Origin of the sequence: Thermosphaera sp. (assembly GCA_038827615.1) — an archaeon.
Taxonomy (GTDB): Archaea; Thermoproteota; Thermoprotei_A; order Sulfolobales; family Desulfurococcaceae; genus Thermosphaera.
This window is the reverse complement of record JAWBNK010000001.1, coordinates 1,017,506-1,031,848: the sequence shown is the minus strand read 5'-3', so window position 1 is coordinate 1,031,848 and position 14,343 is coordinate 1,017,506. Positions and strand designations below refer to the sequence as shown.

Sequence of the window (14,343 nt, the reverse complement as noted above, 5' to 3'; positions counted from 1 at the left end):
AATGCCGATTGCCAGGCAAGAGTTACCAAACGTAGGTGACTACGTTATCGCTACTGTGGTGGAAGTATTCGACTACGGTGCATACGTATCCTTAGATGAATACAATGGTTTGAAGGCATTCCTACCGTGGAGTGAAGTAGCATCGAAATGGGTGAGAGACATAAGAGACGTGGTAAGGGAGGGGCAGAAGATAGTTGTTAAAGTAATTAGAGTGGATAGGAGGAAGAAAGAAGTTGATGTTTCGCTGAAGAAAGTAGCTGATAACGAGAGGAAAAGGAAGCTGTTATGGTGGAAGAGGTATGTTAAAGCCTGTAAGATCGCTGAAATAGTTTCTCAACAACTAGGGAAAAAGCCGGAGGATGCGTATAGAGAAGTTATTTGGAAACTTGAGGATGCGTATGGAGACCCGATGTACGCTATTGAGGAAGCAGTCTCCTCGGGTGCTCATGTCCTGTCTAAGGCGGGAATTGGCCAGGAGTGGATAGAAGCGTTGATGAAGGAGGCAGGGAAGCACGTTAAGGTTAAGGAAGTTAGGGTGAGGAGAGTCCTCACGATTAGGTCGATAACTAGTGATGGGGTTGAGAGAATTAGGAAATGCCTGGGTGAGGCATCCAGTCTTCTCTCCCAAAGAAATGTTAGACACGAGATATACGTGACCGGATCCCCGAAGTACAACATCGATATCTACGCACAAGACTATAAGACGGGTGAGGCTATCATGAATGAGGTTATTGGGGTTCTAGAAAAATGCTGTAGAAGCAATCACATAGAGCTATCCGTAGAGGTTGAGAAGGCTTGAACTGGTTGATGAGAAAATGCCCTAAGTGTGGAATATACACGTTATCAATTGATAAATGCCCTGCATGCAACTCAGAACTCATTGTCCCTCACCCTCCCAGATTCAGTCCAGAGGACAAGTACGTCGCTTATAGGGTTAGAATGAAGAGATTAAGCGGTTTGATAAGGCTTGATGAAAAACCCTACTATATCCCTGGTGAAAGATAAAAAATACTGTCAAACAGCTCATTAAATTTAAAAGGCCTTGTCTGAATTATTTTACTCCGGATGCCGCCGTAGTATAGCCCGGCCTAGTATGCGGGCCTGTCGCACGCCCTTCTCCAATCCCTTAAATCCTGGTTCACTGGACTCTTAACCGTGTTCAACTATTGTGTTTAAAGAAAAGTCATTGGTAAACTAGTTTTTGTTTAAAAGGAAAAGTTGAGAGAGCGCCGCCGCCGGGATTTGAACCCGGGTCACGGGCTCTCTGCACGCCCTTCTCCGATGTAGAAATCCATATGATAGAGTGTTTATAAAGTTTTACGTTAAACCTCTTCACACACCTTTGGTTTCATTTTAATTCCTAGCCGTCAATCTTATATAACTGGTGGGTTGAAGTCAATGATTCCATTGTTGTACGGGGCTTTAGCCGGGGTTTTATGGGGGCTGAACCCGGTCGTGATAAAGAGATATGGTAATGGGCTTGATGCAGTGACAGTTAATGGAGTTAGAGCTTTCTACGCTTTCACTCTTCTCTTAGTTTTCATTTATCTTCTAGGATCTTTTCAAACAGCCGATTTAATTGGATTGGTATTGATATTCGCCAGCGCTCTAATAGGTCCCTACTTCGGCGACTACTTCTATGTTGAATCCATAAGGAGGATAGGAGGTGGAAACGCGATTACGATTGGCTACTTGTATATACTAGTCGCCCAGTTGGCATCAATAGCTTTTCTCGGAGAAGAACTCAGCTCCAACATTCTAGTCGGGACGCTCCTGGCAATTTTAGGCGTCTTCCTGATATACGGGGGCGGGAATAATGTTAGAGATGTGAAAGGATATCTCCTAGCTCTTTTCACGGCAATATTCTGGGGCTTTAGTACAATATTCTCGAGGCTTGCCACGAACTATGGTCATGTTCTTTTCTTAACTATGTTAAGAAATCTATACGTTTTCATGCTTGCATTAGCCGTTAGGAAAAAACGAGTGCTAGATAATTCTTTCTCCCGCAGGGGCTTTATGCTGGGGTTTTTTGCGGGGGGTTTGAGCTTTGGGTTTGGGATGGCTTTATTTATTAGAGCGTTGAGCGTTGGGGGAGTCTCGGCTTCAACTTTGCCGACGATTATTGCTCCTTTGGTTGGAAGGGTTTTATCAGCGATAATTAATAAGGAGGGATTCGACGCGGCTAGCTTAGGAGGCTCTCTGTTAATTATTACAGGAATAGGGATAGGATTTATCGGCTTCACTGGTTAATTACTCTTATTACGACGTATTCCTTACCACTGTACTCCTGCCCTGTTATATCAACGTATAGCTTCGGCTCCGTTAAAATCACCTGCCCCTCCTTTATCAAAGTCTCATATAAATCCATTGGCAGGATTTTCCTTAGCGCTTCTAGGTTGATGCTACCCCATACTATGCAGTTGGAGATTCCAGAGATGAAGTGTCTGGAGAAAGGAGTTTCATAATGCGTGTACTTGCATAAGTATACTAGCGTCTTTTTACTCTGCATGCTTGATCTCGCTCTTCACCTTCTTGGGGACAAGTCCCTTGAAAACTGCGACAGCGTAGAGCAATGCTTCAGGCCTAATAGGGCATCCTGGAACATAATAGAATGCATCTACTACTACCCCTCTCTCCTCGAGAATTTTCTGAAGGCCTCTCACACCGCCTATGGTGGAGTATGTATCGTGCCAAATACCTCCCCCTACACCGCACGAGCCGAGCGCTATGACAACCCTGGGTCTTGGGGCAGCCTCGATCGCGTTGACTACTTTCGGAAGCGCTTCAATTGTTATGGGGCCTGTCAGTAAGATTACATCAGCATGCCTGGGCGAGGTCACGAGTTTAACTCCAAATCTTTCGGCATCGTGATACGGGGTTAAAACGTCGAGTATTTCGATGTCACATGCGTTGCAGCTTCCAGTGTTGAGGTGAAATACCCATAGGCTTTTCTTTAATAACTTACTCACTTACACCACCCGTCCTTCTTTTGACCACGGAGTCTATGAATGATTTTCTCCTGCAGTCAGGGCATTCGTTAAGGTATTCTTCAACTATGGGGGATTTTTGAACAACGTAGTATAGCATTCTCTGCGTTGCCCCCTCACCCTCACACTTTTCGCACTTAGCCTTTTTGTGCACGACATGCACGTATAGGTCTGAGATATCGTTTGTTGCTAGCTCGAACTCTCGCAATCCCTTTATAGCTCCCACTGGGCACACGTCAACGCATCTCCAACAGAAGATACATCTACCCACGAAGTATCTTAGAACGACCGTGTCCTTATCTTTCATTAATTGTAGAGCGTTCGGCGGGCACGCGTTAACGCATGCTCCACATCCAATACACAAGTTCTCATCTATTGTTATCTTACCTCTGAAATCAGGGGATAATAAGGGCTCGTCGTAGGGATACCTTTTCGTCACTCTTCCAGCTTTCGACGCTATCACTAATAGTTTAGCGGGTTTTAGCTTCTCACTCATAGCATCACGCCTCCCGTGAGCGAGAGCTTCTTTATAACACCATCCTTACCGATAACGACCACGCGGTCGGTGCAGGAGAAGCATGGGTCAATACTCGCGATGGTTAAGGGGGCATCGGCCATGGGCTGATCCCTCAGCATCACTCTCAAGGCTGGGATATTATTGTAGGTGGGGGCTCTAACCCTCCACCTGTAGGGCTTTCCCTCACCGGTTATTACGAAGTGGACATCTCCTCCTCTAGGGGCTTCAACGACTTGAACCCCAATCCTCCCGGGTGGGATCTCGAATTCTTCGAGACGTATGGGACCCTTAGGTATTTGATCCAGTAGTTGCCTAATCATCGAGATTGACTCGAAGACCTCGTCAATCCTTACAAGGGCTCTTGCTAAATTATCTCCCTCCGTGTAGACTGGTACCTTGAACGATACGTGCTTGTAGGCGGCATAGGGTAAGTCCCTTCGAGCATCCCTATCTATGCCTGAAGCCCTTGCAACAGGTCCTTCAACAGCTAGTTTTACAGCATCCTCCTTGGGCAGGACACCGGTTCCAGTTAGTCTCCGCTTAACTTGAGGAACGGACACGGCGACTTCAACTATTTCTTTAAACTCTTTTTCAAGAGTGCTGAGTGTTTCCAAGACTTTCGACTTCTTCTCTTCATTAATGTCTTTTCTAACGCCCCCAACCAGGTTTATGCCATAGGTCTTTCTGCTCCCGGTCAGATATTCGGATAGATACATTATCTTTTCCCGTATCCTCCACATGTGCATAAACCCAGCATCGTACCCCACTAAGTGGAATGCAACGCCGAGCCAGAGCAAATGGCTGTGGAGCCTCTCTATCTCCAGTATAATGCTCCTGATGTACTGAGCTCTCTCCGGTACGTCGAGCTTGGCCGCCTTCTCGACGGCGAGAGCATAGCAGGTGCTATGCTCGAACCCGCATATCCCGCATATTCTCTCCGCCAAGAAGTTGACCTGTTGATACGTCATCCTCGATTCTCCAAGCTTCTCTATTCCCCTGTGAACGTGAAAGCCCCTATACTTTACATCAACTATTCTCTCTCCTTCAACATATAGCTCGAAGTATTCCGGCTCATGAAGTGCTGGATGATAAGGACCCACGGGGATAGTTGAGGCCTCTTCGTTCGTGCTTACCTTTTCTCCCACTGGCAATATGTTTGGACGCTTATCGTACTGGAAATCCTTTCTTAAAGGATGTGCGTCGGCGGGCCAACCGGGAGGGAGTACTAGGCGGTAAGATTCCCGTCCCTCGAACTCAACTCCGACTAGGTCTCGTGCCTCCATTTCACACCAATCAGCGGCGGGGACCACGCTAATAATGCTGGGAGCCTTTGGGTTTTCGCCATCGAGGTATGTTTTCAATGATATATAGAACCCATGGGAGTCATCGGTGAATAAGTGTGTAAGAGAGAAGAATCCGTTTAACGGTCTTTCATCGGTAGCAACACATGTTCTATGCACGCATTTAAACTCGTTGAATAATTTATCAGCTATTTTCGGGAGGTATTCCGGTTTCGCCAGGATGTGAATAGTATCTCCGTCAACTGTTACAGAGGCGTTGAAAACGTTGGCTAGATCCATGTATTTTTTCAGTATGAGAGAACTTTCAGACATAGTAAGCACCTATCAATAACCCTGTTATAGATATGGTAAGCAGAGGAATATAAAGCTTTAGGAGACTATAGGGGGCAATATCGATTCTACTTCTTCCAAGAGTGAAGGATACAAGAGCGTATAGGCTCCAAACGATGATCAGTAGGAGAATTGAAACGATAGATGAGAGAAGATTAGAGTTCAACAGTACTCCTATGATGAGCGATATGGGAATGATTTTGGCGAGTAATCGCCTCATTAAAATACTGTAGACATACGTTGCTAGGAGAGGACCGCTGAACTCTACCAGTACTCCTGAGGCAAGCTCTACTTCCGCCTCAGCTATATCGAAGGGGGGCCGTCCCGTGCTAACGTAACTGGTGATCAAAAGGGTGATCAACGCTGAGGACAATCCAACTATCCCAAAGAAGCTTAATGATACGTTGTTCACGATGTACGATATGACTCCCACTGATAAAATCATTGTGAACTCATTGATCAACGACAATATAACCTCCCTGTATCCGCCGACTTGGGAAAAGGGGTTTGGAACAAGAAGGGGTGTTATGATGTTCGAGGCTTGTGCGACAATGAATAAGGCTACACCAGTGAAGAAGATTGTGAAATCCGCTCTAATCATTATAAAATAGTTAAGAAATACTAGTGCCGTTGCCTGAAGCAATATGGTATTGATAATGGTGTAGAGCGCCAGAGATGAACCTGGGAAGGGCTTCACTTCTTTTCCAAGTAGTTTAAGTAAATCGTACAGCGTTTGCGTTAGAGGCGGGCCTACACGGCTTTGCACTATTGCTTTCAGCTTTCTCTCCCACCCATCCAGCATGATCGGGAGGATTAGCAAGGTAATCGACATGATTGCGAGTGCAACGTATTCTATCATTCTTCCACCTCAGCCCGAGTATATCACCAACCAAACTATGAGCATTGCGATCAATCCAAACCATAGCGATGCAATTATCATCGACTCGATCATAGTTATTTGAAGCTTGTTCAGCGCGTTCGACATCTTGTTCACTACGTATCCTAGTTTCAAGAAGAAAGCATCACCGAGGGTTATCGAGGACTGAACAGCTCTCTGAATGATTGCGAATCTCGAGGATTTTCTCTTCCCAAGCGTTTTCTCCAGTAGTTTTTCAAACCATCTCATCGCGCTTGCCTTCGCTGAGCTCATGCTTCAACCCCCGACAACCAGCTCTTCTCCTCCTCTCTTCCTCTTTTAAGATTCCTGATACATATGTATATGGTTAACGGAGCTGTAAAACCAGTGATCACCAGTAAGAGGTAGCTCCAGAACTCAGGTAATAGCAAGGGTATCAGGATAAACGAGAGGATTATCGAAAATATAGCTAGGAAGTAGTCTCCGACTAGCTCTGGCTTATTCAAGTTCTCAGGCGGGATCTTCAATGGTGGTTTTATTGAAGACGTGTATGCTGCTATGAACTTGCTCGTGTAAATCACCGTCAGGACTGTCGACAATCCTATGATGACTAGTACTGGGAGAGTTAAAAGGCTACCCGATAATACGAGAGAGAGCGAGATGAAAATTAGGGAGAATTTAACAATGAATCCGGGTGTCGGTGGCAGTCCCGCGAGGTTGAGGAATGATATAAAAGCGATGTTTAAAGCGTTTGGCGAGACAAGCCCGAGATAGCCTAGCTTGTAAAGCTCATGAGTATTGGCTAACTGCTCCATTAAAGAAATGTTCACGAATCCGAGCGATTTAGCAACTCCGTGATAAACTACGTAGACTATTATTAAAGCTTGAATCAGTGGATTCTGGGTTAATCCGTATAGCGCGAACAGGATAGTGACCAGGCCCATGTGGCCTAAAGAGCTGTAAACGATCACTCTCTTAACATCTGTTTGGACAGTGGTCATTAAGTAACCATACACGGATGTCACGATTCCCTGAACCATAATTACGTATGGAATTAGTGGATGTAGGTTGAATATCGTGGTTACGATCAAAAGTGAAAACGCGCCCATTTTCAAAAGCAACCCACTTATAACAGAGGAGCCGGGGGATGGTGAATAGTAGTGTGCTGTCGGTAGCCATGAGTGGAGTGGAAACTGCCCTAGCTTCGTCAAGAAACCTATAACTAATATTAGGGATTCGAGGAGTCCAGTGCCAACACTGCCTGCGGGGAGCTGGCTCAATGGGATGAGTAGAGAATCTAAGAGCCCTAGCTTCTGTGATAGAAGAACCCATATTGAAAGCACGGATATGTCTCCAGGGGTCGCACAGAACACTAGGTATTTAATAACTACAGGGTAGTTCTCATAACCCCTCTCCATTAGAATGAGAAGAACAGAGACCATTTCAAGAATGATCCAGAGCGTGATAACTTCCAACAGGGTTTCAGCTGCGAATAATAGAATTATTAGGGACAGCATTGTATCCATCACTAGTTGCTGGTACATTACCTTTCCATATATTACTCTGTAATATCCCTCAGTGTGTAAGGTTAATCCCATTGCTACTATTGTTGCCATGATCATAAAGTATGGTTGGAACCAAAGGAGTTGTAGAAAGCCTAGGAGATAAACCAGGCTCGGCGTGAGAAAAGCTATAATCCTTAATGCTTTGGAGAGCCTGGGACGTGTGTCGACGGTTAATGCCCCGAGTGCGGAGAGTAAGATGACGACCCCAATGTATGCTTTAACCAGCATGTTCACGCGGCTTCACCCCTCTTATCGCTGTGTAGAATAATAGGGAAACTAACACGGGAATGAGCATGGTGAAAAACGTGATTAAAACAATCGTTGTGAACTCAGTTACCATTACGAGTAGATTGAATAGTATGTTTAGTGAGCCGAGGGCCAGCACGTAGGCTTGCGTCCTGTGATTAACCATTTTGACTGGTTGCAGGACGCTCCTGCTCTTTCTAAGGTAGATCTTGAAATACGTAATACTGATTGCTATGGTCACAGCGATGTAGAGGGCTATTCCCAGAATAATGATAGTTTTCAAAGAGTCTAATCCTTCGTAGAGTGTGGCGTAGATGCTGAGGAGCTTTGAAGTAAACCCAATGGAACCGGGGAGGCCAAGCATCGTGAAAACAGCCATCAGCCCTCCCAAGGACGAGATCGGCAGGTGTGTTGAAACATCATGTAATCCGTGAATATACCTCGTTCCATAGGAATACTCGATGAGCCCGGTTTCAGCGAATAGAGTGGTCTTGTAAGCAGTGTGCATTATTATTGATGATGTCAAGGCGAGGAGCGAAATACTGCTGGGATAGGAGATGTATAGTGCAAAGACCAGGCTTATGAAGCCGTTAGTAGATATTGTCGCGTATGCAAGCATTCTCTTACCATCTCTCTGGTTGATTGATTGAATGCCGCCATATATGATAGAGGTGATACCTGCTATAACGAGGAAGGCAGTTATTACTGGAAGATACTCTCCGAAATCCACGAGCTCCTTTAGCCTGTATAGCCCCAGGAATCCTAGTAGAGTCATAACCCCGCTTAGCAATGCAGATGCGGGGGATGGTGCTGCAGTGTGCGCGCTCGGCAGCCAGAAGTGAAGAGGAATTATCGCGGCTTTCGTAATGAAGCCTGCAAGCAGTAACGGTATCAAGTACGGTTGAACCGGCATCCCAGCACTTGCGAGAACGGGGAAAGGTGTTAGAAGGTTTTCAAACCTTATGGAACCAGCTACTAAGAGCACTGAAGTTATTATCAGCGTGAACACGGTTACCTCGAAAGTCAGCGTCGAGGTGAAGATGAAACCTCTTGAAGACGTTAAAGAACCCTCGTAGGAGTGTTCTTCCCCCTCCTTTATAAGCGCGAAGGCGAGTATTTCCGAGAGCGTCCAGAAAGAGGCCAGAAGGATCACGTTGTAAGATGTGAAAGTTAAGAACAGAGACACAACGAGAAGGTCGAGAAGGATGTTTGCAGACTTCGAATAGTTGTTTAATCTGAAGTACTCCGCACCGTAGAGAGAGATGAGTGATCCCAATACGATTGTGGTTAAAGCTAGTAAACACCCGAAAAGATCGGTCTCCCCCGCGATGAGTGAAGAATAAGCTCCGATGGACAATAAGACTGCAGAGGAGACCTTGAGTAAGAGCATACCTGGTAAACCGGTTTCCCTCTTTATGCCCGGGTAAACGAATAGTAATGCGCCTGATATGTAAAAAACAAATGGTGCTATCGACAACATACGCTTATCCCCTGCTTACATCAGGGATTCATACCTTGCCTTGGCCCATGATTCTGCCGTCTTTTTCTTTGCTATATCGAAAACTCCGGGCTCGGGAGAGTAAATTATCGCGCCAGTTGGGCATAAGGAGCTACATCCGGGCTCGAGACCCTTCTTCCTCTGGTCGGAGCACAGGTCGCACTTAGTCGATATCTTCATTGACTTGTCGAGCTCGGGGATACCGAACGGGCACGCGTACAAGCACGCCATGCATCCTATGCATTTACTTGCCACAACGTATACTGCCCCCTCCTTATCCCTAGTCATTGCTCCGGTTGGACAAACATCAATACAGGGGGCCTTAGCGCAGTGGAGACACGAGACAGGCACTTCAAGCCCTATCGACGTTCTATAGACTTTAATGTAGGGGTGTCCCTCGTGAATGAAACCGCATGCTGCTTCGCATGCCCCGCATCCAATGCAGGTTCCGATATCTATGATCCTGAGGTATCTCGATGCGACCGGGTTGGATGACTCACCGCTCACGGGCTTCACCTCGCGAGGGGTTGTTTTAGAAGCTTGGCTTGGATCCACGCGTTCATGTATTTCGCAGCGTATAATCCGCTTGAAATGGCTTTGCCGACCTTAGTAGGCCCGTTGACCACGTCTCCTGCAGCGAATACTTTGGGGTTCCCCGTCTGGAGTTTATCGTTAACGATTATGGTGTTGTTTCTGGAGAGTTTTATTCCGAGTTTCGCCATGTATTCTTCAACGGATGCCAATGGTGGTGTGGCTGTTTCACCTGTGGCAAAGACTATCGTGTCTGCTTCGATCAGGAATTCCGAGCCCTCTATGGGGACGGGCTGTGGTCGGCCTGTCTCGTCCAGCGGCCCTAACTTCATTTTCTGCATCTTAATCGCCTTGGCTCCACCGTTCTCCACAATTATCTCCACAGGTGAAACCAGCTCCATGAATTCAACACCCATCCTCTGAATCCTCTCTATCTCGAAAATGCCGGCCGGCGCCTCGTTAATGGTTCTTCTGTAGAGGAGGTATGATTCGGCGCCCTCTCTCAGGGCTTGTTCCGCAGCGTCTATGGCACTGTATCCTCCACCTATTACTACCACCTTATTGCCTGCGTGAGGTTTTCTCTCAAGTAATTTTAACTCGTAGAGCCTGAACTTGTATACGTATTCAAGCGCTGAAACAACTCCTTTAGCGTTTGCCCCAGGCAACTTCGGTATTTTAGAAACCCATGTACCCGTCGTTATCAAGACTAAATCGTAATTGTTCACTATTTCTTCAAGACCTACCTTCTTTTCAACGAACTCGTCGCCCTCTTCGTGATGCTTCGCCTCTCCGGAGAAGACTTTTGTTCTGAGTTCAAACTTAACCCCGTATTTTTCCTCGAGCTCCTTGGTTCCAAGAATGACTCTGTGCCTAGGTATCCTCCATGGAGGGATAGCGAATAGCATCAATCCTCCAGGGTATGGTTGCTTATCATATATTGTGATCTCATAGCCCTGGCAAGCTAAGTATCCTGCCGCGGCTAAGCCGGCTGGACCAGCTCCTATAATGCCGACTTTCAAATTATTCGAAGCCGGTTTATCCTTGCACGTGAAAGCAAACTTGAGGTAATCAGCCAAGCCTCCTCACTCATCTCTTGCTATTGAGGTATGCCTTTATAATTCTTATGTATTTTTACTTATTCTATATACTTAAACACATAAATCCCCATCAAATATATATTCCACTTTACAGCCACCCGTATCTATACATAAATATCATTAGGGTTTATTAGCAAAGTCTTATGTAGTTTTACACGAGGAGATTCGTAAGGGTTCAGTAATGAGCGAGGTTAAGATAATTTTCTTCGACGTGGACGGAACAATCACGGAGGACAGGAACACGTATCTTTTAGACCTAGAGCTGGTTAAATACTTGAGGAAACTAGCGGAGAGAGGAACATACTTGAGCATTATATCAAGCAATGCCGTCCCCGTTGTTATTGGATTGGCTCGGTACCTCGGGTTGAACGGCCCGGTCGCAGGAGAGTCCGGCTCTATTCTCTACTATGATGAATGGGGGCTCGTCGGCCTGGCCCGTGGTTCATCGCACCACGCTTACCTTGAAGTCCTGAGAAGGTTTTCAGACTACGTTGACGACTCGTGGCAGAATCAATTCAGGAAGTACGAGTATGCTTTGAAGGTTAAGAAGGGATTGAATGGCTGGCACGTTTTCAGGATGATTAAGGAATACGTGGAAGCTAAGTATGGGGACGTTGAAGTAGGCTACAGCGGATATGCTATCCACCTAGTTCCAAAGGGCGTTAACAAGGGTGTTGCGGTGAAATACATACTTGATAGATTGAATATAGATCCATCCCAGGCCGCGGGAGTAGGAGACAGCATCATGGATGTTGAAATCATGAGGCAAGTGGGATATAGTGTTGCAGTCGGCAACGCTGACGAGGAGCTGAAAAGAGCATGCAGTATAATCTTGAAATCTCCCAGCGGGAGAGGAGTTTTAGAATTCGTGAAAATGATTTTGGAAGGGGGATTCTAGCTGAAGAGACTAATATTGTTTGACTTAGACGGCACTCTTGTGGATAGCGAGGAATTCATAGTCTGGACGTTCGTTGAGGCCGGCAGGATTGTGGGGGCTAGAGTCGACCCCCGCAGAGTGAGTGAGATGATAGGCTACCCGCTTGACACGGTGTTAGAGAAGGTCCTAGATGCTAGTAATGTTGACCTGGAGAGGTTCAAGAGCGTTAGGAAGAGGATTATCGAGGAGAACTGGAGGAAAATGATTAGAGTGTTTCCAGAAGTCCATGATACTTTAGAGTACTTGGAGAGGAAAGGATACGTCCTAGGAGTTGCATCATCAAGCATTACCCCCAGGATTAGAATGTTCCTCGAATACTTTGGCTTGACGAGCTTCTTCAAGGTTATCTCTGGCGTTGAGGAAGGCGTTAAGGGGAAGCCGGAGCCAGACGTGATTCTGAAGGCGTTAAGCGAGCTGAAACTCCCGGCCTCTCAGGCAGTCTACGTTGGGGATAGGTTCGTCGACTGTGTCGCATCCTCCAGGGCTGGGGTAGACTTTATTCTCGTGGACAGGAATGGGAGTTATGATGGAGGCTGGTCCTGCACACCATTTTACGTTGTCAAAACCCTAGGGGATTTGACCAAGCTATTGTAGGCTCGTAAATACCCTCGCAGAATCCTATTTTAGGATGAATTACCATAAGATAGAAACGCCCGCGGCAACCCGGCGGCGGCATGGTTGTGACGCCGGGCGTAGCCCGGTGAGTGATTAACCGGCCTCCTGCCGCGGGTACATGCGCACTACAACACTGAATATTCAATGAATGTTTCAATGATCAAGAGGGGTAAAGTATATAAATCCCCCTTGCTAGATATGTTTCTAGACGCTTACTCTGGAATATGGAGACCCGAGCCACCCGGGGGCGCTTACCCTCGGGAAGCTCAGGTCTGACGAGGGGTGTACAGGCTCATCCGCGCATCACGCGCGGAAACTCTCCCACCGTTCCGAGCGGCCGTAACTCCGGTTGATCCTGCCGGACCCGACCGCTATCGGGGTGGGGCTAAGCCATGGGAGTCGCACGCTCCGCCGCCGCGGGGCGTGGCGCACGGCTGAGTAGCACGTGGCTAACCTACCCTCGGGAGGGGGATAACACCGGGAAACTGGTGCTAATCCCCCATAGGGGAAGGCGCCTGGAAGGGTCCTTCCCCGAAAGGGTTTGGCAGGGGTTATCGCTGCCAAGCCGCCCGAGGATGGGGCTACGGCCCATCAGGTAGTTGGCGGGGTAATGGCCCGCCAAGCCGATAACGGGTGGGGGCCGTGAGAGCGGGAGCCCCCAGATGGGCACTGAGACAAGGGCCCAGGCCCTAAGGGGCGCACCAGGCGCGAAACCTCCGCAATGCGGGCAACCGTGACGGGGCCACCCCGAGTGCCCCCTTTCCGGGGGCTTTTCCCCGCTGTAGGTAGGCGGGGGAATAAGCGGGGGGCAAGTCTGGTGTCAGCCGCCGCGGTAATACCAGCCCCGCGAGTGGTCGGGACGGTTATTGGGCCTAAAGCGCCCGTAGCCGGCCTGGTAAGTCCCCTCCTAAATCCCCGGGCTCAACCCGGGGACTGGGGGGGATACTACCGGGCTAGGGGGCGGGAGAGGCCGAGGGTACTCCCGGGGTAGGGGCGAAATCCTATAATCCCGGGAGGACCACCAGTGGCGAAGGCGCTCGGCTGGAACGCGCCCGACGGTGAGGGGCGAAAGCCGGGGGAGCAAACCGGATTAGATACCCGGGTAGTCCCGGCTGTAAACGATGCGGGCTAGGTGTTGGGTGGGCTTAGAGCCCACCCAGTGCCGCAGGGAAGCCGTTAAGCCCGCCGCCTGGGGAGTACGGCCGCAAGGCTGAAACTTAAAGGAATTGGCGGGGGAGCACCACAAGGGGTGGAGCCTGCGGTTCAATTGGAGTCAACGCCGGGAATCTCACCGGGGGCGACAGCAGGATGACGGCCAGGCTAATGACCTTGCCTGACGCGCTGAGAGGAGGTGCATGGCCGTCGCCAGCTCGTGCCGTGAGGTGTCCGGTTAAGTCCGGCAACGAGCGAGACCCCTGCCCCCAGTTGCGACCTAGAGCTACGGCTCTAGGGCACACTGGGGGGACTGCCGCCGTTTAAGGCGGAGGAAGGAGGGGGCCACGGCAGGTCAGCATGCCCCGAATCCCCCGGGCTACACGCGGGCTACAATGGCGGGGACAGCGGGTTCCGACCCCGAAAGGGGGAGGCAATCCCTCAAACCCCGCCGCAGTTGGGATCGAGGGCTGCAACTCGCCCTCGTGAACGCGGAATCCCTAGTAACCGCGCGTCAACATCGCGCGGTGAATACGTCCCTGCTCCTTGCACACACCGCCCGTCGCTCCACCCGAGGGGAGAGGGAGTGAGGCCTGGCCGCGTTGGTCGGGTCGAACTCCCTCTTCCTGAGGGGGGAGAAGTCGTAACAAGGTAGCCGTAGGGGAACCTGCGGCTGGATCACCTCCTGCCAATTAGGCCGAACGGTGGGAG

At 48.6% G+C, this 14,343-nt stretch carries 15 protein-coding genes and 1 rRNA gene; 6 read left to right on the top strand and 10 right to left on the bottom strand.

Annotated features, from left to right (window positions below; translation table 11 throughout):
* Position 1 precedes the first annotated feature (1 nt).
* The 3 genes from QXH45_05625 (at position 2) to QXH45_05615 (ending at position 2,250) form a co-directional block, all read left to right on the top strand.
* The gene (locus QXH45_05625) at positions 2 to 799 is read left to right on the top strand and encodes a translation initiation factor IF-2 subunit alpha (GenBank protein ID MEM2078727.1); all 798 of its coding nucleotides are present in this window, start codon (positions 2 to 4) and stop codon (positions 797 to 799) included.
* Positions 796 to 1,005 (top strand): RNA-protein complex protein Nop10, encoded by a 210-nt coding sequence (locus QXH45_05620; protein ID MEM2078726.1) that lies wholly within the window; start codon positions 796 to 798, stop codon positions 1,003 to 1,005. The genes QXH45_05625 and QXH45_05620 overlap by 4 nt, the downstream gene beginning before the upstream one ends.
* A 393-nt stretch (positions 1,006 to 1,398) precedes the next feature.
* A complete protein-coding gene (locus QXH45_05615) occupies positions 1,399 to 2,250 on the top strand; it encodes a DMT family transporter (GenBank protein MEM2078725.1) in 852 nt (283 codons plus the stop codon).
* Here the strand turns inward: QXH45_05615 and QXH45_05610 are convergent.
* The 10 genes from QXH45_05610 to QXH45_05565 are packed head-to-tail and all read right to left on the bottom strand — an operon-like array spanning position 2,240 to position 10,907.
* Positions 2,240 to 2,509 (bottom strand): hypothetical protein, encoded by a 270-nt coding sequence (locus QXH45_05610; protein ID MEM2078724.1) that lies wholly within the window; start codon positions 2,507 to 2,509, stop codon positions 2,240 to 2,242. The genes QXH45_05615 and QXH45_05610 overlap by 11 nt on opposite strands.
* On the bottom strand, positions 2,499 to 2,969 hold the full coding sequence (locus tag QXH45_05605; GenBank protein MEM2078723.1) for an NADH:ubiquinone oxidoreductase: 471 nt from the start codon (positions 2,967 to 2,969) through the stop codon (positions 2,499 to 2,501). The genes QXH45_05610 and QXH45_05605 overlap by 11 nt, the downstream gene beginning before the upstream one ends.
* A complete protein-coding gene (locus QXH45_05600; protein ID MEM2078722.1) occupies positions 2,962 to 3,483 on the bottom strand; it encodes a 4Fe-4S binding protein in 522 nt (173 codons plus the stop codon). The genes QXH45_05605 and QXH45_05600 overlap by 8 nt, the downstream gene beginning before the upstream one ends.
* On the bottom strand, positions 3,480 to 5,117 hold the full coding sequence (locus QXH45_05595; GenBank protein MEM2078721.1) for an NADH-quinone oxidoreductase subunit C: 1,638 nt from the start codon (positions 5,115 to 5,117) through the stop codon (positions 3,480 to 3,482). The genes QXH45_05600 and QXH45_05595 overlap by 4 nt, the downstream gene beginning before the upstream one ends.
* The gene (locus QXH45_05590; GenBank protein MEM2078720.1) at positions 5,110 to 5,994 is read right to left on the bottom strand and encodes an NADH-quinone oxidoreductase subunit H; all 885 of its coding nucleotides are present in this window, start codon (positions 5,992 to 5,994) and stop codon (positions 5,110 to 5,112) included. Before QXH45_05590 ends, QXH45_05595 begins: the two co-directional genes overlap by 8 nt.
* Positions 5,995 to 6,003: 9 nt before the next feature.
* Entirely contained in the window at positions 6,004 to 6,285 is a 282-nt protein-coding gene (locus QXH45_05585) for a hypothetical protein (GenBank protein ID MEM2078719.1), read from the bottom strand.
* Positions 6,282 to 7,784, bottom strand: a complete 1,503-nt coding sequence (locus QXH45_05580) for a complex I subunit 5 family protein (protein ID MEM2078718.1) — start codon at positions 7,782 to 7,784, stop codon at positions 6,282 to 6,284. Before QXH45_05580 ends, QXH45_05585 begins: the two co-directional genes overlap by 4 nt.
* Positions 7,774 to 9,282 (bottom strand): complex I subunit 5 family protein, encoded by a 1,509-nt coding sequence (locus QXH45_05575; GenBank protein MEM2078717.1) that lies wholly within the window; start codon positions 9,280 to 9,282, stop codon positions 7,774 to 7,776. The genes QXH45_05580 and QXH45_05575 overlap by 11 nt, the downstream gene beginning before the upstream one ends.
* Positions 9,283 to 9,297: 15 nt before the next feature.
* Positions 9,298 to 9,807: a 4Fe-4S dicluster domain-containing protein gene (locus QXH45_05570; GenBank protein MEM2078716.1), complete on the bottom strand. Its 510-nt coding sequence runs from the start codon at positions 9,805 to 9,807 to the stop codon at positions 9,298 to 9,300.
* Between the two features lie 5 nt (positions 9,808 to 9,812).
* Positions 9,813 to 10,907 carry an FAD-dependent oxidoreductase gene (locus QXH45_05565; GenBank protein MEM2078715.1) on the bottom strand — a complete coding sequence of 365 codons (1,095 nt, stop codon included), beginning with the start codon at positions 10,905 to 10,907 and terminating at the stop codon, positions 9,813 to 9,815.
* Positions 10,908 to 11,109: 202 nt separating this feature from the next.
* On the opposite strand from QXH45_05565, the gene QXH45_05560 reads away from it, so the two are divergent.
* The 3 genes from QXH45_05560 (at position 11,110) to QXH45_05550 (ending at position 14,319) form a co-directional block, all read left to right on the top strand.
* Complete coding sequence (locus QXH45_05560; GenBank protein ID MEM2078714.1) at positions 11,110 to 11,826, top strand: phosphoglycolate phosphatase; 717 nt, start codon at positions 11,110 to 11,112, stop codon at positions 11,824 to 11,826.
* A gap of 15 nt (positions 11,827 to 11,841) precedes the next feature.
* Positions 11,842 to 12,459, top strand: a complete 618-nt coding sequence (locus QXH45_05555) for an HAD family hydrolase (protein ID MEM2078713.1) — start codon at positions 11,842 to 11,844, stop codon at positions 12,457 to 12,459.
* Between the two features lie 363 nt (positions 12,460 to 12,822).
* Positions 12,823 to 14,319: ribosomal RNA gene (locus QXH45_05550) — 16S ribosomal RNA — on the top strand.
* The last annotated feature ends 24 nt before the right edge of the window (positions 14,320 to 14,343 follow it).